The organism is Baekduia alba (assembly GCF_028416635.1).
Lineage (GTDB): Bacteria > Actinomycetota > Thermoleophilia > Solirubrobacterales > Solirubrobacteraceae > Baekduia > Baekduia alba.
This window is the reverse complement of record NZ_CP114013.1, coordinates 3,254,994-3,280,134: the sequence shown is the minus strand read 5'-3', so window position 1 is coordinate 3,280,134 and position 25,141 is coordinate 3,254,994. Positions and strand designations below refer to the sequence as shown.

Sequence of the window (25,141 nt, the reverse complement as noted above, 5' to 3'; positions counted from 1 at the left end):
GACACCCGCCCGCAGGGCGATCATCACTTCCACCTCCTGGTCATCGACTACCAGTGCGCGCGGTCGCACGCGGGGTAGGCTCGGTTCCATGGACGACGCACAGATCCGCAACCGCATCGAGCAGCTCGAGGGCGAGGAGCGCAAGCTGCGCGCCGAGGAGGGCGCGGCGGCCGAGACCGGGCATCCCGAGGTCATCGAGCGCGACGCCGCGCGGCTGGCCGCGATCAAGGTCGAGCTCGACCAGCTCTGGGATCTCCTGCGCCGCCGCGAGGCCGCGGCGCGCGCCGGCCGGGACCCGGACGCCGAGCAATTGCGCGGCGAAGGCACCGTCGAGGGCTATCTCGGCTAGCCCGGTTGTCCGGGCCGCCGCGCCGCGTCTGACGGTCGCCAACCCGCTTCACGTGCGGGCGCACGCTGCCGCTGGGCCGGCGACGTCAGCCACGACGATCCGGACCGGACAATCGGCCTAGCGGGGGTGCATCCCTCCGTCGAGCGAGACCACTTTGCTCGTCAGGTAGCCGTTGCGAAGCATGGCGACCGCCATGTCGGCGACCTCTTCCGGCTGGCCGAGGCGGCCGACCGGGATCGCGCGCGCGAGGTAGCCGGGGTCGCCGGGGAGCATGTCGGTGTGCTCGATCAGCGCGGGGGCGATCGCGTTGACGGTGATGCCGGCCTCGGCCACGCGTGAGGCCAGGTGGTGGGTGAGGCCGATCAGGCCCGCCTTGGACGCCGCGTAGTGCGGTCCGACGATCCCGCCGGTGAACGCGGCGACCGAGGACACGAAGAGGATCCGGCCGTACGCGCGGTCCTTCATGCCCGGGAGCACGCGCTGGGCGAGCAGGAACGGCGCGCGCAGGTTGATGGCCATGGTCTCGTCCCAGGCGCCGGCGTCGACCTCGTCGAACGTCGCGCGATGCGCGAGCCCGTGGTTGGCGACCAGCGCGTCGACCGGCCCGAGTTGCGCCTCGACCTGGTCGACCAGGAGCTCGGCGGCTCGCGGGACCAGGAGGTCGGCGGGGACCGCGACCGCTCGACCGCCCTGGCTGACGATGTCGCGCGCGATCGCGTCGGCGAGCTCGACCCGGTCGCGGTAGTGGACGGCGACCGCCATCCCCTCGGCGGCCAGCCGCCGGCACAGCGCCGCGCCGATGCCGCCGCTGCCGCCCGTCACCAACGCCACGCGCCCGTCGAGCATGGCCCGGGAACCTAGCGTGCCGGCGCGTCCGCTACGACGCCAGGCGCCGCAGCGTCCCGGCGAGCACCGCGACGCCGCGGTCCAGCTCCTGTGGCGACGTGTACTCGTCGGGGTGGTGGCTGACGCCACCGCGCGAGGGCACGAAGATCATCCCGACGGGCACGCGACGGCCCATGATCATGGCGTCGTGGTAGGCGCCGGAGATCATGCGGCGGTACGTCAGCCCCAGCTGTTCGCACGCCGCGACCGACGCCGCGACGACCGCGGCATCGCACGCGACCGGCGTGTCGGTGACGATCTCCTCGACGCCGACGTCGAGCCCGCGGGCCGTCCCGATCGCGCGCGCGGCGTCGACGATCGCCGCCACCACCGCCTCGCGCGCCGGCTCGTCGCTGTCGCGCACGTCCACGTCCAGCGACGCGACGCCCGGTACGACGTTGATCGCGCCCGGCAGCGCCCGGATCACGCCGACCGTGCCGACCGTCGTCCCGGACGACGAGCCGCGGGCGATCTCCTCGATCGCCGCGACCGCCTCGGCGGCGCCGACCAGCGCGTCGCGCCGCAGGCCCATCGGCGTGGCGCCCGCGTGGGTCGCGGCGCCCTCGAAGACGATCCGGAAGTCGTGCGGCGCGGCGATCGCCTCGACCACGCCGATCGGCTCGCCGTGCGTCTCGAGCACGATCGCCTGCTCGATGTGGAGCTCGACGAGCGCGTGGACGGTCGGCGGCGCGACGACCGCGTCCTTCACGGCGTCCGGGTCGAAGCCGGCCTCGCGCAGCGCCACCGCCATCGTGATCCCGTCGCGGTCGACCAGCCGGTCCAGGTCGGCGCGCGACAGGTCGCCGGCCGCGCAGCGCGACCCCACGCACCCGGTGCCGAAGCGCGGCTCCTCGCCGGCCCAGGCGATGACCTCGACGGTGCGGCGGGGCGTGAACCCGGCGTCGCGCAACGTGCGCACCGCCTCGATCGCTCCAAGGACACCAAGAACCCCGTCATAGGCGCCGGCGTTCAACGTCGTGTCGACGTGCGACCCGGTCAGGACCCGCGGCGCCGTCGCGTCGGTCCCCGTCCACGACCCGTACAGGTTGCCGACGGCGTCCAGCCGGGGCTCGAGCCCCACCTCGCGCATCCACGCGACGACCCGCTCCAGGGCCCGCGCGTAGGTCGGCGTGTACACCTCGCGCGTGATTCCGCCGCTGGCGGGATCGTCGTTGAACGTCGCCAGCTCCGCGATCGCGGAGTGCAGGCGGCCGGGGCGCGAACTGTCGCTCACGCCCCGGCAACCTACTGCCTTCGTGGCCCTCCTCCTAGTTCGTGTACCCCAGGTTGGTGAGGTACGCCAGGCCGTTGGGGGTGCCGACGCCCGTGATCGTGTCCCAGCCCGGACCGGTGTGGATCGACTGCGCCTCGTCGTCGAGCGACCGCAGGATCGGCGTGGTGCCGGCGCTGTCGTCGACGTCGTTGTTGTAGTTGACGCGGACGACGGCGCTGGGCGCGCGCGGGACGACGTCCCGGACGGCGCTCGTGCCGTTGAGCGCGTAGATCGACGGGTTCACGAACCCGTGCGCGCGGCCGTAGACCTGGTCGGCGATCGCCTCCATACCCGCGTACAGCGGCGAGGCCAGCGACGTGCCGCCGATGCGGTACTCGCTGTACTTCGCGGTGCCGTCGGGGAACGTCTGGGTCTCGCCGACGAGCATGCCGGTCTGCGGATCGGCGTCCATCGCGATGTCCGGCGTCGCCCGCTTGCCCTGGGCGATGCCGTCGGGCACGACGCCCTGCTGGTAGTAGGGCTGGTCGAAGATGGCGCTGATCCCGCCGCCGCCGCCGTAGAGGAAGTCGCCGGGCGGGGTGGGCTGCCACTTCTTGCCGTTGGGCCCGAGCGAGCTCGTGCCCGACGCCCAGCCGACTTCCCACTGGTAGTCGTTGGCCTGGCCGACGGCCAGCGCCGTGCCGCCGACGGCGGTCACGAACGGATCGGTCGCCGGGAAGTCGGCGCCGGGTGCGCCGTCGGTCGTGTACTGGCTCTCGTCGCCGTTGTCGCCGCTGCTGAAGAACATGCCGATGCCCTCCAGGTCGGCCTGGATGAACGTCTGCTGGTAGGCCTTCAGGTACGCCGGCGCGGAGTCGCCGCCGATCCCGCCCCACGAGTTCGTCACGATCGTGGCCAGCTTCTGGTTGACGACCTTGTTCAGCGCGCCGTCGAGGTCGCCGTCATCGCAGGAACGGCCGGCGACGTAGACCACGTTCGCGCCCGGCGCCATCGCGTGCACGGCCTCGACGTCGAGCGTCTCCTCGCCGTACCAGCCCTGCTCGTCGCACGGGTTGTCCGGGTCGTCGTAGCCGTAGCGGTACGGCTTCTTGGGCAGGACCTGCTTGAACTGGCCCTTGGCGAACGGCGCCTGGCCGTGCGTCTGCGCGTACTGGTTGGCGTCGGCCTCGATCGTCGGCGCGGCGTAGGCGTCGGTGATCGCGACCGTGATGCCGCGGCCGTCGAGGCCCTTCTTGATGGGCTGGTCGACGCCGTAGGCGCCCTGGAACTGGGCGGGCGTGTAGCCGCACGGTGCGTAGGGCTGCTTGCTGCCGAACGCGGGCGGGAGGTCCTTGGCGATCTTCTCGCCGAAGTACGTCGAGCACGGCGGCGCGTTGACGAAGGCGTCGGGCGGCGGCGCGCTGCCGGTCGCCTTGAGCCGCGCGGTCGGCTGCGGCGCAGCGGCCACCGGGGCGTCCGGCTTGGCGCGCAGGTAGGACTCGTCGGTGCCGCGCGAGTGCGAGTTGGCGGGCTGGGTCAGCAGGCCGGACTGATCCACGCCGGAGACGGCGATGACCTTGCCCTGCAGCGCGGTCGGGATCGTCAGGTCGCCGGTCGGCGCGTTGAGCACCTTGCCGCGGTAGGCGTACTTGTGGACGTCGACGCCGAAGGCCGTCTCGACCTGCTGCAGCGTGCCGGTCGCGGTGATGCTGTGGTTGTTGCTCGGCACCGCGCCGATGCTCAGGCCGGCATCGGTCAGGAATTGCTCGACCGTCTGGACGTCGGCCGTCGTCGGCGCGAACCGCGAGCGGAAGTCCGCCGGCGAGAGGTACTTGCCGTAGTTGGCGCTCTTGGGATCGGACACGTCGCGGACCATCGCCTCCGCCGTGGCGGCGTCGCGCAGCGGCAGGTAGACCTTGATCTCGGTCGGTTGGCTGGCGTCGGCGGCGCCCTGGTCGCGGGCCGGCTGCGCCCAGGTGGGGACGCTGCCATCGAGGTTTGCGCGGCCCGGCTGGGCTGCGTGGGCGGGAACGGCGGCTACGGCCGGTGACAGCGCGGCCGCCGTGGTGGATGCGAGCAGGGCTCGCCTGAGTGCTCGGTGCATCATGGCGGCGGGCCCGATACCCAGGCTGCCTGAAGGTCGAACCACGGTCGGTCAGAAGTTGGCACGGCACGCGGAGATGCCGGCACGGCGGCGCTCCGGATGCACGGTCGCGACGGACCGACCGTCGGTGCGCGGTTCGACGCTTAGTCGAGCGCCCGCGCGGGAACTGCCGCCGCATGCTCCGCGCCATGCTCGCCGCCGCCGACGTGCGCCTGAACACGAACGCCCTGGACTTCGCGATCCTCGGCGTCTACTTCGTCGTCGTGCTCGGGGTCGGCTTCGTCGCCAAGCGCTACATCAAGACGTCGTTGGACTACTTCCTGTCCGGGCGGTCGCTGCCGGCGTGGATCACGGGCCTGGCGTTCGTGTCCGCGAACCTGGGCGCGACCGAGATCCTGGGCATGGGCGCCAACGGCGCGCAGTACGGCGTCGCGACGGTCAACTACTACTGGATCGGCGCCGTCCCGGCGATGGTCTTCCTCGGGCTCGTGATGATGCCGTTCTACTACGGCGCCCGCGTGCGGTCCGTGCCGGAGTACCTGCTGATGCGCTTCGACAAGCGCTCGCACCTCTTCAACTCCTGGTCGTTCGCGTTGGCCACCGTGTTGATCGCGGGCGTCAACCTGTTCGCGCTCGCGCTCGTGCTGAAGCTGCTGCTCGGGTGGCCGATCCTGCTCGGGATCGTGGTCGCGGCCGGGATCGTGTTGGCCTACATCACGCTCGGCGGCCTGTCCTCGGCGATCTACAACGAGGTGCTGCAGTTCTTCGTGATCATGGCGGCGCTGATCCCGCTGACGATCGTCGGCCTGCACGACGCCGGCGGCTGGGGCGGGCTGACCGACAAGATCAAGGACACCAAGCTGGGCGAGGCCGGCCTGCACGCGCTGCAGGGCACCGATCCGGGCGCCGTGACCAACCCGATCGGGGCGACGTGGATCGGGATCGTCTTCGGCCTCGGCTTCATCCTGTCCTTCGGCTACTGGACCACGAACTTCGCCGAGGTCCAGCGCGCGCTGAGCGCCCGCGACCTCAGCGCTGGCCAGCGCACGCCGCTGATCGGCGCCTACCCGAAGCTGCTGATCCCGGCGGTCGTGGTGATCCCGGGCCTGATCGCGCTGTGGAAGATCCCGCATCTCGGTGGCGGCGATGCGGACCTGGCCTACAACAACGCGATCCCGCTGCTGATGAACGAGTACCTGCCCAACGGCATGCTCGGGATCGCGTTGACGGGGTTGATGGCCTCGTTCATGGCCGGCGTGGCGGCGAACGTCAGCGCGTTCAACACGGTGGTGACGACCGACATCGTGGAGCCGTACATCGCGCGCGACCGCGACGACGCGTTCTACATCAGGGTCGGCCGCTACGTGACCGTGGGCGGGATCGTGGTCGCGATCGGCACGGCGCTCATCGCGTCGTCCTACCAGAACCTGATGAACTACCTGCAGGCGCTGTTCTCGATCTTCAACGCGCCGCTGTTCGCGACGTTCATCATCGGGATGTTCTGGAAGCGCATGTCGCCGGCGGCGGGCCTGTGGGGCCTGGTGGCCGGCACGACCGCGGCGCTGGTGACCTACGTGGGGTACAAGTGGGCCGGATGGTTCACGTTCGGCTCCGACCTCGACGAGTCGTTCTGGGGCGCGGGCGCGGCGTTCGTGGTCGACGCGGTCGTCACGGTGGCGGTGACCCTGTTCACGCCGGCCAAGCCGATCGAGGAGCTGCAGGGGCTGGTGTGGGGGATGGCCAACGAGGAGGATCCGTTGGTGGCCATCACGCACGACCGATGGTGGGAGTCGCCCAAGCTGCTCGGGTTCGGGGCGATCGCCCTGGGCATCGTGTTGACCATCATCTTCTTCTAGGCGGGAGCGAGCGACATGACCGACCAGGGAACGAACGGGCAGCAGCCGGATCGGGACGCGGGCGCGGGGGCCGAGACCGGCACGCGCGAGGCGCTGGCGGCGAACCTCTTCGACCTGCGCCGCATCATCGGCGGCCTGTTCCTGCTCTACGGCGTGGTGCTGACGATCGTCGGCCTCAACGACTCCGAAGCGGAGATCACCAAGGCCGCGGGCGTCCACATCAACTTGATCGCCGGCGGCGGGATGCTCGCGCTCGGCGGGTCGTTCATCACGTGGGCGCTGCTGCGGCCGCTCGGCAAGCAGCTCCAGGAGCAGGAGGCCAAGCGGGACCGGCTGCTGGCCGAGCAGCGCGAGGAGGGCGGCGGCGCGGCCTGAGCGGCCTTCGCCTCGCCTCGCTTCGGCCCGCCCGGCGGGGAGCGCCCGCGCTCAGCGCAGCAGGTGCGCGCCGGGCCCGGGCGTGACCGCGCGGGCGCCCGGCGGAGGCGTGACGTCTGGCGGCAGCAGCGCGAGGACGTGGCCGCCGAAGCCGCCGCCGACCATGCGGGCGCCGGCCGCGCCCGCGTCGCGCAGCGCGCTCACGGTCCGCTCGACCGCGTCGGTGGACGCGTCGTAGAGGTCGCGCAGGCTCGCGTGGGAGGCGTCGAGGAGGCGGCCGACGTCGGCGAGGTCGCCGGCGCGCAGCGCGGCGACGGTCGCGTCGACACGCGCGTTCTCCTCCAGCACGTGGCGGACGCGGCGGCTCAGCGGATCCGGCAGCGACGCGGCCTGGTCGGGCGTCGCCTCGCTCACCGTCGCGACGCCGAGCCGGCGCGCCGCGTCCTCGCACTCCGCGCGCCGCTCGTTGTAGCCCTCGGCCGCGTCGAGCGAGTGCGCCTGACCGGAGTCGGCGGTCACGAGGGTCCAGGCGCCGAGGTCGAGCGGGATCTCGGTGACGTCCATGTCCCGGAAGTCGATCCGCAGCGCGCGGCCGGACCGGCCGAGCAGCGAGGCGGTCTGGTCCAGCAGGCCGGTCTGGGCGCCGACCCAGTCGTTCTCGACGCGCGAGCACACGCGCGCGAGCGCGAGGCGGTCGTCGTCGGCGACGTCGACGCCCGCGACGCCGAGCAGCGCGAGCGCCAGCGCGACCTCCAGCGCGGCGGAGGACGAGAGGCCCGAGCCACGCGCGAGCGTGCCGGAGATCTCCAGAAGCGCGGGCGTCAGCGCGCGCCCGTCGGCGCCGAGCTCCGCCACCATGCCGCGCACGAACGCGCGCCATCCGGTGGTGTCGTCGTCGCGGGGCGGGTCGGCGAGCGGGAACGCGTCGCGCCCGCCGTCGAAGTCGCTGGCGATCGCGCGGACGTCGTCGCCGTCGATCGCCGTGGCCACGACGGTGACGCCTTCGGCGATCGCGAACGGCAGCGCCAGCCCGCCGTTGTAGTCGGTGTGCTCGCCGATGAGGTTGACGCGGCCGGGGCCGAAGGCGGTGACGCTGGCGGTCATGCGTGCAGTGTCTCGCCGTCCGGGACGATCCCGCCGGAGGTCACGGAGACGTCACCGATAATTCGCACATCCGCACCAAATGTGGTGTCTTTCGTAACAGCGAAGGAGCGCGCGGCCCGCAGCGACGGCGGCCCGGCCGGGAACCGCGCCTCCATGTCCGGCAGCGACTTGTAGAACTTCGCGGCGAGCGAGACGACCGGGGGCGGCCCGTCGAACGTCGGGGTGACGCGGCCGTCGTCGCCGATCGCGTAGGCGTCGGAGCGCACGACGAGCAGGTCGTCGGTCGTCTTGACGGGCGCGAACCGGGTGCGGGGGACGAGGACGGCCTGGGCGCCGTCGATCGCGCCGAGCGCGGCGCCCATCGCGGTCTCGAGCTGGAGGACCGCCGGGCTGGCGGGGTCGCGCGGGTCGACGGTCTTGCGGTTGACGATCAGCGGGAGCGCGGGGCCGGCGGGGTCGGCGTCGAGCGTCGCACGCAGCGCGCGCAGGTCGACCCAGAGGTTGTTGGTGTTGTAGAAACGCCAGCGCTCGACGTCGGTGAAGCTGTCGTCGCCGGGCGGCGTCTGGGCGGTCTCGCGCAGGACGAGGCGGCCGTCGTCGCGCCGGCGCGCGATGTGCCCGCCCTTGCGGTCGGCGGGCGTGCCGCGGACGACCTCCATCACGAACGGGATGCCGTGCGCGTCGGCGTAGGCCGGAATGCGCGGGTCGACCGTCGCCCCCAGGTTGTCGCTGTTGCTGATGAAGGCCCAGTCGATGCCGTGGTCGAGGAGCGTCGCGAGCATGCCAGAGGCCGCGAGCGACACGTACACGTCGCCGTGGCCGGGCGGGCACCACTCGAGGTCGGGATGCCGCGGCCACGCGATCGGCGCGTGCGTCTCGGCGTCCAGCTTGGGCTCGCGGGACTGCAGGAAGTCCGCGGGGATCGGCGGGGCGGCGAGGTCCGGGTGGCGGTCGGCGAGCGCCCGGAGGGTGTCCGCGCGCGTAGAGAAGGAGTCGAGCAGGACGAGGGGGACGGGCGCGGTCGTGGGCGCGGCCTGACGCAGCGCCAGCACCTGCCGCGCGATGGCGTCCAGGAACGTGATGCCGGGCTTGACGTCGATCAGCGACTTGGGCCCGCGCAGGCCCATCGACGTGCCGAGCCCGCCGTTGAGCTTGATGACCGCGAGGCGGGGGAGGATGGCGGTCGGGTCGCCGCCCTGGCCTTCGAGGTCGTCCAGCGCCGGCACATCGTCGACGGGCTCGAGCGCGTCGCCGGCCAGCAGTCCGGCGTCCGGGTCCTGGAGCTGGGCAAACCGCCGCGCGAACGCCGCCCGGACCGGCTCCGCCGCGCCGTCCTCGGCGAGCTTGTCGAGGGCGAGCTGGAGCGGGTCGGCCGTCACGGGCTCTGACGGTACTGTGCGTCCCATGGCTCCTGCCCGGCTGGCGCTCTTGTCGGTGGCGTTGATCGTGATCGGCTGCGCGATCGCGGCGATCGGCACCGCGACGTGGCTCGACGCGGTCGGGATCATGGTGGCCGGCGTCGGGGGCGTCGGGATCGTCTCGTCGGCGTTCTACGCGGTGGGGCAGGCGGAGGATCGGGACCGCGAGCGGCGGCCCGGGGGTTGACGGTGGTGCGTCGTCGGACCGTGCTCTTGGTTGCCGGGATCGTCTCCGTGTGCTCTGTGGGCGCGCCGGCCGCCGCGGACGCCGCGTTCTCGGCGCCGGTCGAGTTGGGCCACGGGCCCTTCGGGGTCGGCGTCGTGTCGGCGACCGACGCCGGGGGTGGGGCGACCGCTGTCATGCTCCGGGTCGACGGCGGCGCCCGGCTCGTGCAGCGGGCGAGCGGCGCCGCGGCGTGGGGCGCGTCCGAGCGGCTGCCGGGCCGCAAGCTCGGCAAGGTCGCCGGGCCCGTCGTCGCGGCGGCGGGGCTCGGCGCCGCGGCGGTCGCGTGGCGGATCGACACGCCCAAGCGCTACGGCGCGATCGTCGCCTTCGCGCGCGATCCGGGTGGGGCGTTCGGCGCGCCGGTGCAGGTCAGCGACGAGCAGGCCAACGGCGTCCGGCATCCGGCGCTCGCGATCGACCCGTCCGGGCACGGGCTGTTGGCCTACAACACCGACACGCGCAAGGCCCACCTGAGCCTGAAGGGCGCGGTCGCGGTGAGCACGCGGGCGGTGGGCGGGGCGTTCGGCGCGCCGGTCGTCGTGGACGCGCAGCTGTCCGGGCCGCCGGCCGCGGCGATCGGGGTCGACGGCAAGGGCATCGTCGCGTGGTTGCGCGACCGGCGTGTGTGGGCGGTGACGGTGGACACGGTGGCCGGGCGCGTCGGCCGGCCGACGGCGGTCACGCCGATCGGCCGCTACGGCGCCGTCCACGTCGCGGCGGGACCGGACGGGGCGGCGACGATCGCCTTCAAGGCCCGCAAGGCCGACCACCCCGCGGCGCGCTGGGGGGTGGCGGCGGTGCGACGACCGCCGGGCGGGAGCTTCGCCGGGCGGCGCCTGCAGGTCGTCGATCGAATCGACGCGGGGTACTACCTGGACGACGTGGCGCTGGCGGCCGACGACGAGGGCCGCACGACGCTCGCCTGGAGCCCGGAGCGCTACGGCCAGGATCGGTCGGTGGGGTTCAACGGCGTGAGCAGCACGGTCCGCTTCGCGATCGCCCAGGGCGGCGGTGCGAGCACGACGTTCGGCAAGCCGCGCGACGTCGACGTCGACGGCGCCGGGCGCCGCAAGCTGCTGTGCTCGACGCCCTCGGTGGCCGCGGCGCACGGCCGCTCGGTCGTCGGGTACACCTGCAGCGACCGCAAGTCCTACACCATCTCCGCCGCCACGCTGCGAGGGGCACGACCCACGGTCCCGCAGATCGTCCTGTCCGGCCCACTCCAGCCGACCAGTTACGGCCAGACGCCCTCCGCCTCCGCCGGCCTCGACCGCACCGGCACCGCGACGATCATCGCCACCCGCCCCGATCCCACGACACCCTCGACACCACCCGGTCCGACCACCGAACGCATACTCGCCGTCACCGGCCGCTAGAATCCGCGGCCCTTGGCTGGGTAGCTCAGCTGGTTAGAGCGCACGACTCATAATCGTGAGGTCGAGGGTTCGAGTCCCTCCCCAGCTATCAGGCCGTTTCGCAGGGCGTTCGGCGGTGTTTCGGGGGCTTCGTCGGAAGCCGAGATGGTCCCTGGAGCAAACACGACGTCAGTCGAGATCGAACGCCGCCTGGACCGCGTTGCTCAGCATCTGCTCTTGATGGTCGAGCAGCATCCCGACGTGCTCTCCCAGGGCGCTGGTGGGAATCGTGGTGATGTTGTCGCAGCTGGCGACGGATGGTCCGGCGAGCCCGTTTGCGGCATCGACGGGCACCTCGGTGGACAGGCCACGGATCGTTGTCGTGATCGGCGCCACCGTGACCGTCGCGAGGTGCGGGCGGACGAGCTCGCGCGTCAGGACCAGCACCGGCCGCGCCCTGTCGAGCTGGGCGACGTGGATCGGCCGCATCAAGCCAGGTCCGAGCGCAGCTCGACCGCGTGCTCGGCCAAGCCCTGTAGCTCGGGATCTGGGCCGGTGCGCGAGAGGATCTCCGCATCGCGTGCCGCGACCGCCCGACGCCGCTCACGTGTCAGGGCTCGGGACACCACGGCCGCCCGACTGCGCTCGGCGCCCGAGTCCACCAACTCGTCGACGAACGCCACCAGCTCGTCCGAAAGGCGCACCGCGATCTGCTTGCTCATCCCATTATGGTACCAAGATCGTACCGAGAGCAACGACAATCTTCCCGGCGTGTGGATCAGGCCTTCTCGCCGTCGCGCGTTGCACACATCCGCAAACGCAGCCCGGCTCGAGTCTCCCCAACTAAAGGTCCGGAAGCCTCGCAGGCGCGGGGCTTCGTCGTCCTCGGGAGGCACCACCCGGGCCCTCAGCTCAGCGACGCAGCGGCACTCTGAGGTCGAGCGGTTGTCGCTCAGCGTCTCGGGAGTACGCGACGCGTCCCGCGGCACCGCGGACCGGTCTCGTCGTCGTTCGGTCAGCGCAAAGCGAGCCTGACGTCTGCGTGGCGCACGCAGAGCGGCACTGGTGCCTAGGCGACCTCCTGCGCGCGGCCGTCGTGTGGGTTAGCTTCGAGTCATGTCCATCCTCATCCGTTACGCGCCGTCCTCCCTGACGCGCGCGCAGTACGACCAGGTCAACGCCACCCTGCGGGAGAACGGTCCCGACGGGCCGCCTGCGGCGCTCCAGCTCCACGTGCTGTTCGGTGAGGAGCCGGACCTGCGCGTCAGTGAGATCTGGCAGTCCGAGGAGGCGTGGCAGCAGGCCTGGGATGGCAGCCTCCATGCCGCGCTGGCCACGGCCGGCGTCGAGCTCTCCGAGCCTGAGAAGTTCCCGGTCCACGAGATCTGGGGCAGCCGCGTGGCCGACGCGTAGCTGAACGCGAGTGCAGGCAACGAGCGGGAAGCCGCCCGCACGAGGTTGGCGGGCGACTAGAGTCGCGCGATGAACCGCACGCGTCGTCTCGTCCTCGGTCTGGTGACCGGCCTCGTCGTGGTCGCCGGCGTGGGGGTGACGGTGGCGAACGGCGCCTCGTCGGACGCCGGGCGGTACGCCGGCAAGGCGACGAAGGGCACGACGACGAACGCCAAGGGCAAGAAGTTGGCGTTCTCGGTCAAGGTGATGCCGAGCTGCCCGATGGGGGATGGCACCTTCAAGCGCGCGCTGTGCCTGACGTGGACCCCGGGCATCTCGATGCCGGTCGTCTGCGCGTACTGGAACGACGCGGACCCGGTGCACCGGCCGGCCGACGAGCGGCGGAGCGTGCCTGCCGCGGCCGCCGTCTCGGCGAGTGGCCGGGTCGACATCAAGACGAAGTCGTCGGGACCCGGCTACAGCGACGCGACGCGGCTGACGGTGACCCTCCGCGACGGCAAGGCGACCGGCCGTGTGACCTACACCGCCAAGGGGCGGTCGTCGATCGTCAGCAAGGACTGCACGGGCCGGCTGGAGTTCACGGCTCAGCGTCGCTGACCGACGGATGCCACCTGCGGACCGCGCGGCGCTGGATCGAGCGGCCCGCGAAAGCGATACTCCCGGGCGCGTATGGCTGAGCGTCGGACCAGGATGATCGACAAGCGGCTTCTCGACCTCGTTGGCGAGGTGTATGCCTTCGATGGCATCGACGAGTTCCGCCCCGGGATCATGGAGGTGCTCGACCGTGCGGTGCCGTCGGCGTGGGTGTCCTACAACGAGGTCGACGGCACGCCCGAGAACACGTACTCGTTGGTGGTGCCGAGCTTCCCCGAGGAGGTGTTCGGCGCGTGGGTGACGTACTCGGACCAGAACCCGGTGCTGGCCGCCTACCGCGAGACGCTCGACGGCCGCCCGCGCCGGATCAGCGACCTGCTCGACCGCGACGCGTTCCGGCGCCTGGACCTCTACCGCGAGTGCTACCTGCCGATGGGCGTCGAGTCGCAGGTGGCGTTCACGCTCCCGGCCCGGCCGCCGCTCGTGGTCGCGCTGGCGCTGAGCCGTGGGGCGGAGGACTACTCCGACAGCGAGGTCGAGCTGCTCACGCTCGCACGGCCGCACCTGATCCAGGCCTACCGGACGGCCGAGCTGGCCAGCGCGCGCGCCGCCGCCCTGCACGCGCTGGAGGCCGGGCTCGAGACGCAGGGCGATCACGTCGTCGTCCTCGATCCGCACGGTCGCGTCGAGTTCGCGACTGCGACCGCGCGGCGCCTGCTCGGCGATCCGGGACCGCAGCGCAACGCGCTTCCGGTGCCGATCCGCGACTGGATCGCCGACCGCCGTGGCCAGCCGGGCCCGCCGCAGCCGCTGACGCTGACGGTCGCCGGCACCACCCTGACCGTGCGGCTGCTGCCGCGCCCGTCGGCCGATCGCCGCGACGTGCTGCTGATCGAGCCGGGCGCGGGCGAGCTGACCGTCGCCGCGCTGCGCAGCCTCGGGCTGACCGCGCGTGAGGCCGAGGCGCTGCGGTGGGTCGCGCTCGGCCAGCCGGCGGCGCACGTGGCGGAGCGGATGCGGATCGCGCGGCGCACCGTCGAGAAGCACCTCCAGAACGCCTACGCCAAGTTGGGGGTCTCGAACGCCGCGGACGCGGCGGCCACGGCGTGGGCGGCGGTCGGCACGTAGGCTGGCCGGCATGCTCCGCGCCTTGGCCCTCACCGTCGTGGCGTTCGCCCTGCTCACCGCGTCCGCCGTCGCCCGGACGGTCGACGTCCCGGCCCGGCTCGGCGCCGAGATCCCAGACGCCGCGAGCATCGACGTGCCGGTCCTGCTGCCGTCGCGGGTCGACCTGGACATCGCGTCCAGCACGAAGACCTACCCGGAGGGCGACAGCAAGAAGGGGGAGTACCACCTCGCGCTGAGCGGTGCGAAGGACTGCGGCGGCGCCAACGCGTGCTTCCTCGCCACGTTCACGGGCGAGCGGGGAGCCAAGTTGGGGTACAAGGCCACCAACGTCAAGCTCGCCCTCGGGATGAAGGGCCACTACCGGCCCCTGAGCTGCGGCGCCTCCTGCTCGCCGCCATCGATCGCCTGGATCCAGAAGGGCGTGCGCTACGAGATCCAGGCCAAGGCCCGCGGCGGCCGCGAGGCCTTCGTCGCGATGGCCAACAGCGCCATCAAGAACGGCAACCGAGGCTGACCCGCGGCCCGCGGCTCGCGGCCCGCCGCTCAGAACAGCCGCAGCACCTCGAACCGCGGCAGCGCGTACATCACCGCGTGCTCCGGCTCGCGTGCCGGCGACGCCTCCGAAGGCGGCCGGCGCAGCCGCACCCGCGGTCGCCGCGGTGCGTGGAACAACGCGATCCGCGCCGGGTCGTCGAGCCACTCCAGGCCCTCGACCTCGTCGGCGGACCACGACCGCGTCGGCAGCTCGCGGCGCCACGCCGACCCTTCGGGCAGCACCGCCACACGCGCGGCGAACGCGGACGACCGCTCCGCGTCCTCCACCCGGTCGACCCGGAACCACCGCATCGGCGCGCGCCAGCCGTGCGGGTTGGGCGACAGCGCGTCCGGCGCGCCGAGGAGCGCGACGACGAGGCCTTCGGTCCAGCCGCGCTGGCGCTTGAGGTCGCTGGCGCGCACGAGTCGGTGGTCGGCGGCGGAGGGCATGGCGCGTTCCGAACGGTAGAGCCCTGTCACATCCGCGCGCCAGCGCCGGTCAACGCGCCATGAACACGATCATGATCGTCAACACCCAGGTCAAGCCCGAGCACGTCGGCGACGTCGACGCCGCCGCGGCCACGCTGTTCGCGGCCATCGACCGCGCCCAGCCCCAAGGCATCAAGTACGCGTCGCTGCGCCTCGCCGACGGCGTCACCTACCTCGCGCTGCTCCAGATCGCCGAAGGCGTCGAGAACCCGCTCCCGCAGCTGCCGGAGTTCGGCGCCTTCCAGCAGGGCCTGCGCGAGTGGGTCGCCGGCCCGCCGGCGCCCGGGCAGGCGACGGTCGTCGGCTCCTACGGGCTGTTCTAGGCCGACCGCCGCCCCGTCTGTCACAAGACAGCGCGTTCGCGACGCTCATACGTCGTGACCAGTCGCCGCGCGCTCGTCCTGTCCACGCTCGCCGTCGCCCTCGTCACGGGCGGCGGCGCCGCGGCCGCCTTGGCCGGGAGCCCGCCGTCGCCCTATCCGCCGGGCATCGAGCCCAAGGACGCTGCGCTCGGTCGCGCTGGAGACGTTCAGCCTGGTGCCCGACGGCGTCGCCTCGGTCACGCTCGAGTACCCCAAGAAGATCTCCCGCGGCAGGTACTTCAAGCCGGCGGTCTTCCCGAGCGCCTTCATCAAGACGGTGCAGGTCCACGACAACGTGCTGTCGGTCGCGATCCCGCGCGGCGCGCCCGACGCGTTCCCCCACCGGATGGTGTGGCGCGACGCGGCCGGGGCCGTCGTCCACGCGTTCACCGATCCGGCCTTCTAAAAGCCCTGCGAACGGCGGTAGGCTCGCGCCCATGGCCGCGACCACCGCTCCTTCCCACGACGAGCAGCAGATCCAGGAGGCCAACGACTCGGGCCTGACGCCCGTCGTCTTCATCCACGGGCTGTGGCTGCTCCCGAGCAGCTGGGACCGGTGGGCCGAGGTCTTCGCGCAGGCCGGCTACCAGCCCGTGCTGCCCGGCTGGCCCGACGACCCCGACACGGTCGCCGAGGCCAACGCCCATCCGGAGGTCTTCGCGGGCAAGTCCGTGGGCCAGGTGGCCGACCACATCGGCGCGCTGATCGGCCAGCTGACCAAGAAGCCCGCGGTCATCGGGCACTCCTTCGGCGGCCTGCTCACGCAGATCATCGCCGGCCGCGGCCTGTCGGCCGCGTCGGTCGCGATCGACCCGGCGCCGTTCCGCGGCGTGCTCCCGCTGCCCATCTCCGCGCTGAAGTCCTCGCGCCCCGTGCTCGGCAACCCGGCCAACCGCAACCGCGCGGTGCCGTTGACCTACGAGCAGTTCCGGTTCGCGTTCGCCAACGCCGTCTCCGAGGACGAGGCCAAGGACTTGTACAACACGTTCGCGGTCCCGGCCGCCGGCGTTCCGCTCTTCCAGGCCGCGACCGCGAACCTCAACCCGTGGACCGAGGCCAAGGTCAACAGCAAGAGCCCGGACCGCGGCCCGTTGTTGATCATCTCGGGCGAGAAGGACAACACGGTGCCGTGGGCGATCGCCAACGCCTCCTACAAGAAGCAGAAGCGCAACGAGGCGGTGACCGAGATCACCGAGATCGAGGGTCGCGGGCACGCGCTGACGATCGACGGCGGCTGGCGCGAGGTGTGCGACACCGCGCTGGCGTTCGTGCGGCGCTTCGTCAGCTGAGGCGCGGGTTCAGCGCCGCGAGCGCATCACCCGGCTCGGCGACGTACTCGAAGTGCTCGGTGAGCGCCGCGACCTGCAGGAAGCGCTGGACGGCGTTCGAGCCCCGCACGAGCACCAGGCGACGGCCCGCGCGGCGGGCGCGTCGCCGCGCCGCGAGGATCCGCGAGATCCCGGCCGAGTCGACGAAGTCGAGCTCGCGCAGGTCGAGGACCAGACAGGACGGCGCGTCGCGCTCCGCATGGCGCAGCTCGTCGTCGAACTTGTAGGCGTGCGCGAGGTCGAGTGCCCCTCGGAGACGGATCGACACCGCGCCCGTCCCCATGTGCTGGACCGTCAATTCGAAGCCATGCACCACAGCCTCCTCCTGACGTTGGCGGGTGGGTTCCCCTCCGGCCTGGCGACCAAACACCATCGGCTCCTCGCCGCGCCCGCGCGATGCAACGGATCCCGGTCGTCAGCCGGCGGCCCTCGCCCGGTTAGGAGTGGACTAGACCAGGGTATCCGCGCGCCCGTCCAGCTCAGCAGCGCAGGAGCAGAGGGGGAGTCCAGCAATGGTCAGGCGTGGGTCCATCGTGATGGCGGTCGCCGCTGTCGCATCGAGCGCGGCGATCGTCGTGCCGGGAGCGTTCGCGGGAGGAGGCCCGGGCGGGCACGGGCCGGGCGGCGGGGGGCCTCCGGGCCATGGCGGGGGAGGCGGCGGCGGTGACCACGGCCAGCCGACCTACCTGAACCCGCGCGCGCCGATCCCCAAGCGGGTCGCCGACCTCGTCGGGCGGATGACGCTCGCCGAGAAGATCGGCCAGATGACGCAGGCCGAGCGCGCCGAGCTCGCCGACGACGACGCCGAGATCACGACGCTCGGCCTCGGCTCGGTCCTGTCGGGCGGCGGCTCGGTCCCGACGCCCAACACGCCGGCGGCGTGGGCCGACATGGTCGACAACTTCCAGAAGGCGGCGCTGAGCACGCGGCTGAAGATCCCGCTGCTCTACGGCGTCGACTCGGTCCACGGCCACGGCAACCTCCTCGGCGCGACCGTGTTCCCGCACAACATCGGCCTGGGCGCGACGCGCGACCCGCAGCTGGTGCGCGACGTCGAGCACGTCACCGCCGACGAGACGCGGGCGTCCGGCCCGCAGTGGGCCTTCGCGCCGTGCATCTGCGCCGCGCAGGACGACCGCTGGGGCCGCACCTACGAGTCGTTCTCCGAGGACCCCGACCTCGTCATCAAGCTGGAGACCGCGATCGACGGCTTCCAGGGCAACGGCAAGGGCGACCTCGCCCATCGCGATCGCGTCCTGGCGACCGCCAAGCACTACGCGGGCGACGGCGACACGGTCTACGGCACCGGCTCGGGCGACTACAAGATCGACCAGGGCGTCTCGCAGACCAGCCGCGGCGACTTCTGGGACAAGGCGCTGCGCCAGTACGTCCCGGCCATCCGTCAACACCACGCCGGCAGCGTGATGCCGTCCTACTCGTCGGTCGACTGGACCGAGGACGGGCTCGGCAACCCCATCAACATGCATGGGAACAAGGAGCTCATCACCGACGTGCTGAAGGGCTCCATGAAGTTCGACGGGCTCGCGATCTCCGACTACAACGGCATCGACCACATCGGCGGGACGTTCGACGAGAACGTCGTGGCCGGGGTCAACGCCGGCATCGACATGTTCATGCAGCCCCAGAACTACGCGCAGTTCATCACGTCGCTGACCGCCGCGGTCAACGACGGGCGGGTCGCGATGAGCCGCATCGACGACGCCGTGAGCCGCATCCTCGCCAAGAAGTTCGAGCTGGGTCTCTTCGAGCATCCCTACACCGACCGGACCGACCAGGACCAGATCGGCTCGCCGCAGCACCGCGCCGTCGCGCGCCGCGCCGTGGCCGAGTCGCAGGTCCTGCTCAAGAACGACGACGACGCGCTGCCGATCAAGGGCGACGCGCCGATCTACGTGGCCGGCAGCAACAGCGACAACATCGGCAACCAGGCCGGCGGCTGGACGCTGACGTGGCAGGGCGGCTCGACCAACGTGATCCCGGGGACGACGATCCTCAAGGGCATCCAGGACGCGGCCGGCGGGACGCAGGTCGTCTCCAGCCCGGATGCGAGCGCTCCGATCCCGGACGGCGCGACCGGCGTCGTGGTCGTCGGCGAGACGCCGTACGCCGAGGGCTTCGGCGACGTCGGCGGCCCGCAGTGGGCCTACGACCCCGGCGACAACAACGTGCCGCGGCCGCCGCAGACGATGACGCTCAACGACGCCGACAAGGCGGCGGTCGACAAGGTCTGCGCGGCGACGACCAAGTGCATCGTGTTGGTCGTGAGCGGGCGCCCGCTGATCATCGACCCGGCGCAGCTGGACGAGACCGACGCGCTCGTCGCGTCCTGGCTGCCGGGCAGCGAGGGCGAAGGCGTGGCCGACGTCCTGTTCGGCGCCAAGCCGTTCACCGGCAAGCTGCCGATGACCTGGCCGAAGACGATCGACCAGGAGCCGATCAACGTCGGCGACGCCAACTACGACCCGCTGTTCCCGTACGGGTTCGGGCTGCGGACGCGCGGCGGTCACGGCGGCTGGTGACCCGCTGAGACGCTGAGGGGACGCGCGGCGGGCGCGGAGCAATAGCCTCCGCGCCCGCCCGTGCTCCTGGCCGTCCCCAACATCTCCGAAGGTCGCGACGCGGCCGTGGTGGCCGCGGTGGGCGACGCCTACGCGCGCGGGGGCGCGCGGCTGCTCGACACGCACGCCGACGTCGACCACCATCGCGCCGTCCACACGCTGGCCGCCGCGCCCGGTGCGCTGGCGCCCGCCCTGGCGGAGGGCGCGCGCGCCGCGGTCGCGCGGATCGACCTGCGCGCCGAGCGGGGGATCCACCCGCACGTCGGCGCGCTCGACGTGGTCCCGGTCGTCTTCCTCGACGACGCGCGGCGCGACGCCGCGTGCGCCGAGGCGCTGGCCGTGGCCGAGCGGCTGGGGTCCGACGCCGTCGGCCTCCCGGTGTTCCTGTACGGGTTGCTCGCCGGCGGCCGGACGCGCGCGTCGCTGCGCCGCGGCGGGATCGCGGAGCTGACGCGCCGGATGCGCGCCGGCGAGCTGGTGCCCGACTTCGGCCCCGCCGTGCCCCATCCGAGCGCCGGCGCGGTCCTGGTGGCCGCCCGCCCGCCGCTGGTCGCCTTCAACGTCGAGCTCGCGCCGCCGGCCACCGTCGAGGACGCGCGCGCGATCGCGGCGGCGGTCCGCGAGGGCGGGGCGGACGGCCTGCCGGGCGTCCGGGCGCTCGGCCTGGAGCTCACCGCCCAGGGCGCGATCGCCCAGGTCTCGACCAACGTCGAGGACCACCGCGCGGTCCCGCTGGCCGCCGTCGTCGCCGCCGTCGCCCGCCACGCGCCCGTCGCCGCCTGCGAGCTCGTCGGCCTCGCGCCGGCGCTCGCCTTCGCCGGCTTCCCCGACGACCTCCCGGTCAAGGGGCGGCGCACCGTCGAGGAAGCCCTGCACGAGGCCGGCTGAGCGAGCGGTTAGGAGCTATCGTCCTGGGCCATGGCCCAGACCAAGCGCAAGCGCCGGACCAAGCACCGCGGCAACGCCGCGGGGATGGTCGAGTCGCGCGGCCGGACGGGCCGGGCCAACGAGCCGGTCAAGGGCGGCAAGGGCAAGGGCGGCGCGCTGCGCACCGACCGGCTCGACCGCCCGCCCACCTGGCGCTCGGCGGCCAACCGCTCGGCGATCGCGACGATCCTCTTCGTGGTGGTCATCTCGTTCCTGCAGAACCCGGCGGTCGCGCTGGCGTTCGGCATCCCGATGTTCTTCCTGTACACGGGCGTGGGCTTCTACACCGACAAGTGGGTCTACGAGCGCCGGCAGGCCAAGAAGGCCGCAGGGAAGCGGTAGCCCATGGACGTCCGGATGTTCACCGTCGGTCCGGTGCAGGAGAACAGCTTCCTGATCCGCCGCGACGGCGGCGACCGCGCCCTGCTCGTCGACCCGGGTGAGGAGGCGCCGAAGCTGCTCGGCGCGCTCGAGGCGCTGGGCGTCGGACTCGACGCGATCCTGCTCACCCACACGCACTTCGACCACGTCGGCGCGGTCGCGCCGGTCGCCAAGGCCACGGGCGCGCCGGTCTACTGCCCCGAGCTCGAGGTCCCGGTCCTGCAGGACATCATGGCCTACGTGCCGTGGCCGGGCTTCGGCCCGTTCGAGTCCTGGGATCCGGAGCACACCGTCGCGGGCGGCGAGCGGCTGCAGCTGGCCGGCTACGACATCGACGTGCTCTTCACGCCCGGCCACAGCCCGGGCCACGTGACCTACGCGATCGCCGGCGACGCCGCCGGCGAGCCGACGATGCTCTTCTCCGGCGACGTGCTCTTCCAGCAGTCGGTCGGCCGCACCGACCTGCCCGGCGGCGACCACGCCACGCTGTTGCAGTCCATCGCGACGCTGCTCGAGCGCTACGACGACGACGCGATCGTCCATCCGGGCCACATGGGCCTGACGACGCTCGGCGCCGAGCGCGCCACGAACCCCTTCCTCGCCGAGCTCTCGCAGTCGTGAGCGAGAAGCCCCAGGCGCCGCGCGGCACGTACGACGTGCTGCCCGAGCAGGACGCCGCACGCCACGGCGTCGAGAAGATCGCGCGCACGATCCTCGGCGGCGCCGGCTACCGCCGCGTCGAGACGCCGATCTTCGAGCACACCGAGCTGTTCGCCCGCGGCGTCGGCGCGTCGACCGACATCGTCCAGAAGGAGATGTACACCTTCGAGGACGCCGGCGGCCGGTCGATGACGCTGCGCCCCGAGGGCACCGCGCCGGTGATGCGCGCCTACCACGAGCACGGCATGCACAAGCTGCCCCAGCCGGTGAAGCTCTGGTACCTCGGCCCGTACTTCCGCCAGGAGAAGCCGCAGGCCGGGCGCTTCCGCCAGTTCTGGCAGCTGGGGATCGAGACCATCGGCTCCGACGACCCGGCCGTCGACGCGGAGGCGATCCTGCTGCTGCAGACCGTGATCGCCGAGCTCGGCGTCGCCGGCGTGCGGCTGCGGCTCGGCTCGCTCGGCACGCCCGCGACACGCGCCGACTATCGCGAGCTGCTCATCGCGCACCTGCGCGCCCACGAGGACGAGCTGTCGGAGGACGTCCGCGCGCGGATCGACCTCAACCCGCTGCGCGCGTTCGACGCCGACCACCCGGGCACGCGCAGGGTGATGGAGTCCGCTCCGCTGCTGCTCGACCACCTCACGCCCGAGGACGCCGACCACTTCGCCGAGGTCCGCGCTCGGCTGGACGCGGCCGAAGTCGCCTACGAGATCGACCCGACGCTCGTGCGCGGAATCGACTACTACACGCGCACGCTGTTCGAGTTCACCTCCGACGCGCTCGGCGCGCAGTCGGGCGTCGGCGGCGGCGGCCGCTACGACGGCCTCGCCGAGGTCCTCGGCCTGAGCCCGACGTCCGGGATCGGCTGGGCCGCGGGCGTCGAGCGCCTCCTGCTGGCCGGCGAGCACCGGCCGGAGCCCGAGGCGGTCTGCGACCTGTACGTCGCCGGGACCGGCGTCGACGCCTTCGCGCTGGCCGCCGAGGCGCGCCGCGCCGGGCTCAACGTGCGGATGGAGCTGGCGGGGCGCTCGCGCAAGGGCCAGCTCAAGCAGGCCGACCGGTCCGGCGCGAGCTACGTCGCGATCTTCGGCGACGAGAGCACCATCTTGAAGGACATGGAAAGCGGAGAGCAGGAGGAGCTGGAGCCGACGGCCGTCGTCGCCCGCGTCCTGCGAGGGAGGCACATCGGATGAAGGTCGCACCCAAGGCCAATGACTACCGCGACCGGTGGGCGGGCGACCTGCGCGGCGGCGACGCCGGCACGTCGGTGCGCGTCGCCGGCTGGGTCCACCGCCGGCGCGACCACGGCGGCCTGATCTTCATCGACGTCCGGGATCGCAGCGGGATCGTCCAGCTCGTCTTCCACCCGGACACGTCCGGCGCGGCGTTCGCCGCCGCCGAGCGCCTGCGCTCCGAGCACGTGATCTCCGCCTTCGGGCAGGTCGTCGAGCGCGAGGAGGGCAACAAGAACCCCAACATCGCGACCGGCGACATCGAGATCTCGGTGACGGAGATGACGACGCTCGCCGAGGCCGAGACGCCGCCGTTCCCGGTCGACGAGGACGTCGAGGTCGACGAGACGCTGCGGCTGCAGAACCGCGCCGTCGACCTGCGCCGCGACGTCATGCAGCGCACGCTCGAGCTGCGCCACGCGATCGTCAAGACGATGCGCGACGTGCTCGACGAGGGCGACTTCCTGGAGATCGAGACGCCGATCCTCACGCGCTCGACGCCCGAGGGCGCGCGCGACTTCCTCGTGCCGTCGCGCCTGCAGCAGGGCTCCTGGTACGCGCTGCCACAGTCGCCGCAGCTGTTCAAGCAGCTGCTGATGATCGCCGGCTACGAGCGCTACTTCCAGATCGCCCGCTGCTTCCGCGACGAAGACCTGCGCGGCTTCCGCCAGCCGGAGTTCACGCAGCTGGACATCGAGATGGCGTTCGTCGAGGAGGCCGACGTCATCGCGGTGATGGAGGACATCATGACCAAGGTGTTCGCCTTGGTCGACGGCTTCGCCGTGCCGCCCGCGCCGTGGCCGCACATGACCTACGCCGACTCGATGCTCCGCTACGGCAACGACAAGCCGGACACGCGCTTCGGGCTGGAGATCCACGACGTGGGCGCGTTGTTGAAGGGGTCGGACTTCAAGGTCTTCGAGGGCGTGCTGTCCTCGGGCGGCGTCGTCCGAGCGTTCAACGCCGGCGCGCGCGAGCTGTCGCGCTCGGAGCTGGACGGGCTCAACGACGTGGTCCGGATCCACGGCGCCAAGGCGGTCGCGCCGATCGTCGTCGGGCCGGACGACGGCTGGGCCGGCAACCTCGCCAAGTTCTTCACGGCTGAGCAGATCTCCGCGGTCAACGCCGAGCTCGGCGCGGCCGAGGGCGACCTCCTGCTGTTCGTCGCCGACCAGGAGGCCACCGCGGCCGCCGCGCTCGGCGGCCTGCGCCTGGAGCTCGCGGAGCGCTTCGGCCTGATCCCGGAAGGGCGCCACGACGTCCTGTGGATCGTCGACCCGCCGATGTTCGAGGCGACCGGCGACGCGAACCAGCCCTGGACGGCGATCCACCACCCGTTCACGGCGCCGACCAGCACCGACTTCAGCGATCCGGGGGCGCTCGGCTCGCGCGGCTACGACCTCGTCCTCGACGGCGTCGAGATCGGCGGCGGCTCGATCCGCATCCACGACACCGACGTCCAGGCGCAGGTCTTCGCGGTGCTGGGCATGGGCGAGGAGGAGGCGCAGCGCCGCTTCGGCTTCCTGCTCGACGCGCTCAAGCAGGGCGCGCCGCCGCACGGCGGGATCGCGATGGGCGTGGACCGCATCGTCGCGCTGCTGGCCGGCCGCGACTCGATCCGCGACGTGATCGCGTTCCCGAAGACCGCCTCGGGCGGCGATCCGCTCACCGGCGCTCCGGCACCGGTCGACGACACGCAGCTGCGCGAGCTGGCGGTCAAGTCGACGTACGTGCCGCCGGTCCCCGCAGCGCAGTCCTGACGTCGGCGATCAGGCGGTCGGTCGCCGCCGCCGCGTCGGCGCGCTCGGTGTCCATGTTCTGCACGAAGCCGTGGGGGAGCCCAGGCTCGCAGCGATGCGTGACCGCGACGCCGGCCCCGGCCAGGCGCGACGCGTAGGCGTCGCCCTCGTCGCGCAGCGGGTCGTGCTCGGCGGTGACGACGATCGCCGGCGGCAAGCCGGCGAGCGAGCGCGCGTGCAGCGGGCTGACGTCGCCGTCGGCGTGGCGGGCGCTGCGCGGCACCCAGAGCGAGGCCGCGGCGCGGACCGCCTCCGGGTCCAGCCCGAAGTCGGCGCTGACCTCGGACATGCTCGGCTGCGCGGCGGTGAGGTCGGTGTTGGGGCAGATCAGCACCTGCGCCGCCAGCGGCGCCGTGTCCTCGGGCTCGTCGCGCAGGCGCAGCGCCGCGAGGGCCGCGATGCAGCCGCCGGCGCTGTCGCCGCCGATCGCCAGCGAGCCGCCGTGCCCGCGGGTCAGCCACGCCGCCGCCCAGCGCGCGGCTGCGACGGCGTCGTCGACCGCGGCTGGCCACGGGTGCTCGGGTGCGCGCCGGTAGTCGACGGCCAGCACCTCGATCCCGGCCTCGGCCGCGAGCCGGCGGCACAGCCGGTCATGCGTGCCCAGGTCGCCGAGCACCCACAGCCCGCCGTGCAGGAACACCAGCAACGGCCGGCGCTCCTGCACCGGCCGGTAGTGGCGGGCGCGGACGCCGGGCGTGTCGGGGACGATCGCGTCGGCGACCGCGTGCAGCTCGGGGCCGCGCGGCCGGCTGGCGGCGCGGGCGCGGGAGCTCTCGCGCAGGGCGACGACGTCGAGGTGCATCCGGGACAGGATGGCCCGGATGCCG

General features: G+C 72.7%; 28 protein-coding genes and 1 tRNA gene. 19 read left to right on the top strand and 10 right to left on the bottom strand.

Going from position 1 to position 25,141, the window contains the following annotated elements:
• The first annotated feature begins 88 nt into the window (after positions 1–88).
• Positions 89–349 (top strand): DUF2630 family protein, encoded by a 261-nt coding sequence (locus DSM104299_RS16600; protein ID WP_272472752.1) that lies wholly within the window; start codon positions 89–91, stop codon positions 347–349.
• A 117-nt stretch (positions 350–466) separates the two neighbouring features.
• On the opposite strand, the gene DSM104299_RS16595 is transcribed toward DSM104299_RS16600, so the two are convergent.
• The 3 genes from DSM104299_RS16595 to DSM104299_RS16585 are packed head-to-tail and all read right to left on the bottom strand — an operon-like array spanning position 467 to position 4,554.
• Positions 467–1,195 carry an SDR family NAD(P)-dependent oxidoreductase gene (locus tag DSM104299_RS16595; protein ID WP_272472751.1) on the bottom strand — a complete coding sequence of 243 codons (729 nt, stop codon included), beginning with the start codon at positions 1,193–1,195 and terminating at the stop codon, positions 467–469.
• A 31-nt stretch (positions 1,196–1,226) separates the two neighbouring features.
• Positions 1,227–2,468 (bottom strand): M20 family metallo-hydrolase, encoded by a 1,242-nt coding sequence (locus DSM104299_RS16590; protein WP_272472750.1) that lies wholly within the window; start codon positions 2,466–2,468, stop codon positions 1,227–1,229.
• Positions 2,469–2,502: 34 nt separating this feature from the next.
• Positions 2,503–4,554 (bottom strand): S53 family peptidase, encoded by a 2,052-nt coding sequence (locus tag DSM104299_RS16585; RefSeq protein WP_272472749.1) that lies wholly within the window; start codon positions 4,552–4,554, stop codon positions 2,503–2,505.
• A 185-nt stretch (positions 4,555–4,739) separates the two neighbouring features.
• On the opposite strand from DSM104299_RS16585, the gene DSM104299_RS16580 reads away from it, so the two are divergent.
• Together DSM104299_RS16580 and DSM104299_RS16575 are read left to right on the top strand one after the other, a co-directional pair.
• A complete protein-coding gene (locus DSM104299_RS16580) occupies positions 4,740–6,407 on the top strand; it encodes a sodium:solute symporter family protein (protein ID WP_272472748.1) in 1,668 nt (555 codons plus the stop codon).
• Between the two features lie 15 nt (positions 6,408–6,422).
• Positions 6,423–6,782 (top strand): hypothetical protein, encoded by a 360-nt coding sequence (locus DSM104299_RS16575; RefSeq protein WP_272472747.1) that lies wholly within the window; start codon positions 6,423–6,425, stop codon positions 6,780–6,782.
• A 51-nt stretch (positions 6,783–6,833) separates the two neighbouring features.
• Here the strand turns inward: DSM104299_RS16575 and DSM104299_RS16570 are convergent, their stop codons facing one another.
• Entirely contained in the window at positions 6,834–7,886 is a 1,053-nt protein-coding gene (locus DSM104299_RS16570; protein WP_272472746.1) for a galactokinase, read from the bottom strand.
• The gene (locus tag DSM104299_RS16565; protein WP_272472745.1) at positions 7,883–9,265 is read right to left on the bottom strand and encodes a UTP--glucose-1-phosphate uridylyltransferase; all 1,383 of its coding nucleotides are present in this window, start codon (positions 9,263–9,265) and stop codon (positions 7,883–7,885) included. The genes DSM104299_RS16570 and DSM104299_RS16565 overlap by 4 nt, the downstream gene beginning before the upstream one ends.
• Positions 9,266–9,290: 25 nt before the next feature.
• Between DSM104299_RS16565 and DSM104299_RS16560 the strand changes: the two genes are divergently transcribed.
• From DSM104299_RS16560 to DSM104299_RS16550, 3 genes are all read left to right on the top strand, one after another.
• The gene (locus DSM104299_RS16560) at positions 9,291–9,491 is read left to right on the top strand and encodes a hypothetical protein (RefSeq protein WP_272472744.1); all 201 of its coding nucleotides are present in this window, start codon (positions 9,291–9,293) and stop codon (positions 9,489–9,491) included.
• Between the two features lie 20 nt (positions 9,492–9,511).
• Positions 9,512–10,906 carry a hypothetical protein gene (locus tag DSM104299_RS16555; protein ID WP_272472743.1) on the top strand — a complete coding sequence of 465 codons (1,395 nt, stop codon included), beginning with the start codon at positions 9,512–9,514 and terminating at the stop codon, positions 10,904–10,906.
• 14 nt (positions 10,907–10,920) lie between these two features.
• Positions 10,921–10,994, top strand: a tRNA-Met gene (locus tag DSM104299_RS16550).
• A gap of 80 nt (positions 10,995–11,074) precedes the next feature.
• Here the strand turns inward: DSM104299_RS16550 and DSM104299_RS16545 are convergent.
• Positions 11,075–11,374, bottom strand: coding sequence for a type II toxin-antitoxin system PemK/MazF family toxin (locus tag DSM104299_RS16545; RefSeq protein ID WP_272472742.1), 300 nt, complete (start codon positions 11,372–11,374; stop codon positions 11,075–11,077).
• The gene (locus DSM104299_RS16540; RefSeq protein WP_272472741.1) at positions 11,374–11,607 is read right to left on the bottom strand and encodes a ribbon-helix-helix domain-containing protein; all 234 of its coding nucleotides are present in this window, start codon (positions 11,605–11,607) and stop codon (positions 11,374–11,376) included. Before DSM104299_RS16540 ends, DSM104299_RS16545 begins: the two co-directional genes overlap by 1 nt.
• A 394-nt stretch (positions 11,608–12,001) precedes the next feature.
• Here DSM104299_RS16540 and DSM104299_RS16535 point away from each other — a divergent pair, with 394 nt between their 5' ends.
• From DSM104299_RS16535 to DSM104299_RS16520, 4 genes are all read left to right on the top strand, one after another.
• On the top strand, positions 12,002–12,298 hold the full coding sequence (locus tag DSM104299_RS16535) for a hypothetical protein (protein ID WP_272472740.1): 297 nt from the start codon (positions 12,002–12,004) through the stop codon (positions 12,296–12,298).
• Positions 12,299–12,367: 69 nt separating this feature from the next.
• Positions 12,368–12,895: a hypothetical protein gene (locus DSM104299_RS16530; protein ID WP_272472739.1), complete on the top strand. Its 528-nt coding sequence runs from the start codon at positions 12,368–12,370 to the stop codon at positions 12,893–12,895.
• 93 nt (positions 12,896–12,988) lie between these two features.
• Positions 12,989–14,020, top strand: a complete 1,032-nt coding sequence (locus DSM104299_RS16525; RefSeq protein WP_272472738.1) for a helix-turn-helix transcriptional regulator — start codon at positions 12,989–12,991, stop codon at positions 14,018–14,020.
• 10 nt (positions 14,021–14,030) lie between these two features.
• The gene (locus tag DSM104299_RS16520) at positions 14,031–14,534 is read left to right on the top strand and encodes a hypothetical protein (protein ID WP_272472737.1); all 504 of its coding nucleotides are present in this window, start codon (positions 14,031–14,033) and stop codon (positions 14,532–14,534) included.
• Positions 14,535–14,563: 29 nt separating this feature from the next.
• Here the strand turns inward: DSM104299_RS16520 and DSM104299_RS16515 are convergent, their stop codons facing one another.
• Positions 14,564–15,004 carry a hypothetical protein gene (locus DSM104299_RS16515; protein WP_272472736.1) on the bottom strand — a complete coding sequence of 147 codons (441 nt, stop codon included), beginning with the start codon at positions 15,002–15,004 and terminating at the stop codon, positions 14,564–14,566.
• A gap of 59 nt (positions 15,005–15,063) precedes the next feature.
• Here DSM104299_RS16515 and DSM104299_RS16510 point away from each other — a divergent pair, with 59 nt between their 5' ends.
• The 3 genes from DSM104299_RS16510 (at position 15,064) to DSM104299_RS16500 (ending at position 16,694) form a co-directional block, all read left to right on the top strand.
• Entirely contained in the window at positions 15,064–15,366 is a 303-nt protein-coding gene (locus DSM104299_RS16510) for a hypothetical protein (protein WP_272472735.1), read from the top strand.
• A 214-nt stretch (positions 15,367–15,580) separates the two neighbouring features.
• Complete coding sequence (locus tag DSM104299_RS16505) at positions 15,581–15,811, top strand: hypothetical protein (protein ID WP_272472734.1); 231 nt, start codon at positions 15,581–15,583, stop codon at positions 15,809–15,811.
• A 31-nt stretch (positions 15,812–15,842) separates the two neighbouring features.
• Positions 15,843–16,694, top strand: coding sequence for an alpha/beta hydrolase (locus DSM104299_RS16500; RefSeq protein WP_272472733.1), 852 nt, complete (start codon positions 15,843–15,845; stop codon positions 16,692–16,694).
• Here DSM104299_RS16500 and DSM104299_RS16495 read toward each other — a convergent pair.
• A complete protein-coding gene (locus DSM104299_RS16495) occupies positions 16,687–17,046 on the bottom strand; it encodes an STAS domain-containing protein (RefSeq protein ID WP_272472732.1) in 360 nt (119 codons plus the stop codon). The two genes, DSM104299_RS16500 and DSM104299_RS16495, sit on opposite strands and share 8 nt — an antisense overlap.
• A gap of 223 nt (positions 17,047–17,269) precedes the next feature.
• Here DSM104299_RS16495 and DSM104299_RS16490 point away from each other — a divergent pair, with 223 nt between their 5' ends.
• The 6 genes from DSM104299_RS16490 to aspS are packed head-to-tail and all read left to right on the top strand — an operon-like array spanning position 17,270 to position 24,275.
• A complete protein-coding gene (locus DSM104299_RS16490; RefSeq protein WP_272472731.1) occupies positions 17,270–19,273 on the top strand; it encodes a glycoside hydrolase family 3 protein in 2,004 nt (667 codons plus the stop codon).
• A gap of 60 nt (positions 19,274–19,333) precedes the next feature.
• A complete protein-coding gene (locus tag DSM104299_RS16485) occupies positions 19,334–20,200 on the top strand; it encodes a hypothetical protein (RefSeq protein WP_272472730.1) in 867 nt (288 codons plus the stop codon).
• Positions 20,201–20,230: 30 nt separating this feature from the next.
• Entirely contained in the window at positions 20,231–20,581 is a 351-nt protein-coding gene (locus DSM104299_RS16480; RefSeq protein ID WP_272472729.1) for a hypothetical protein, read from the top strand.
• Positions 20,582–20,584: 3 nt separating this feature from the next.
• The gene (locus DSM104299_RS16475; RefSeq protein WP_272472728.1) at positions 20,585–21,241 is read left to right on the top strand and encodes an MBL fold metallo-hydrolase; all 657 of its coding nucleotides are present in this window, start codon (positions 20,585–20,587) and stop codon (positions 21,239–21,241) included.
• Entirely contained in the window at positions 21,238–22,476 is a 1,239-nt protein-coding gene (gene hisS, locus DSM104299_RS16470; protein WP_272472727.1) for a histidine--tRNA ligase, read from the top strand. Before DSM104299_RS16475 ends, hisS begins: the two co-directional genes overlap by 4 nt.
• A complete protein-coding gene (gene aspS, locus DSM104299_RS16465; protein WP_272472726.1) occupies positions 22,473–24,275 on the top strand; it encodes an aspartate--tRNA ligase in 1,803 nt (600 codons plus the stop codon). The genes hisS and aspS overlap by 4 nt, the downstream gene beginning before the upstream one ends.
• Here aspS and DSM104299_RS16460 read toward each other — a convergent pair.
• Positions 24,232–25,116 carry an alpha/beta hydrolase gene (locus DSM104299_RS16460; protein ID WP_272472725.1) on the bottom strand — a complete coding sequence of 295 codons (885 nt, stop codon included), beginning with the start codon at positions 25,114–25,116 and terminating at the stop codon, positions 24,232–24,234. The two genes, aspS and DSM104299_RS16460, sit on opposite strands and share 44 nt — an antisense overlap.
• Between the last annotated feature and the right edge of the window lie 25 nt (positions 25,117–25,141).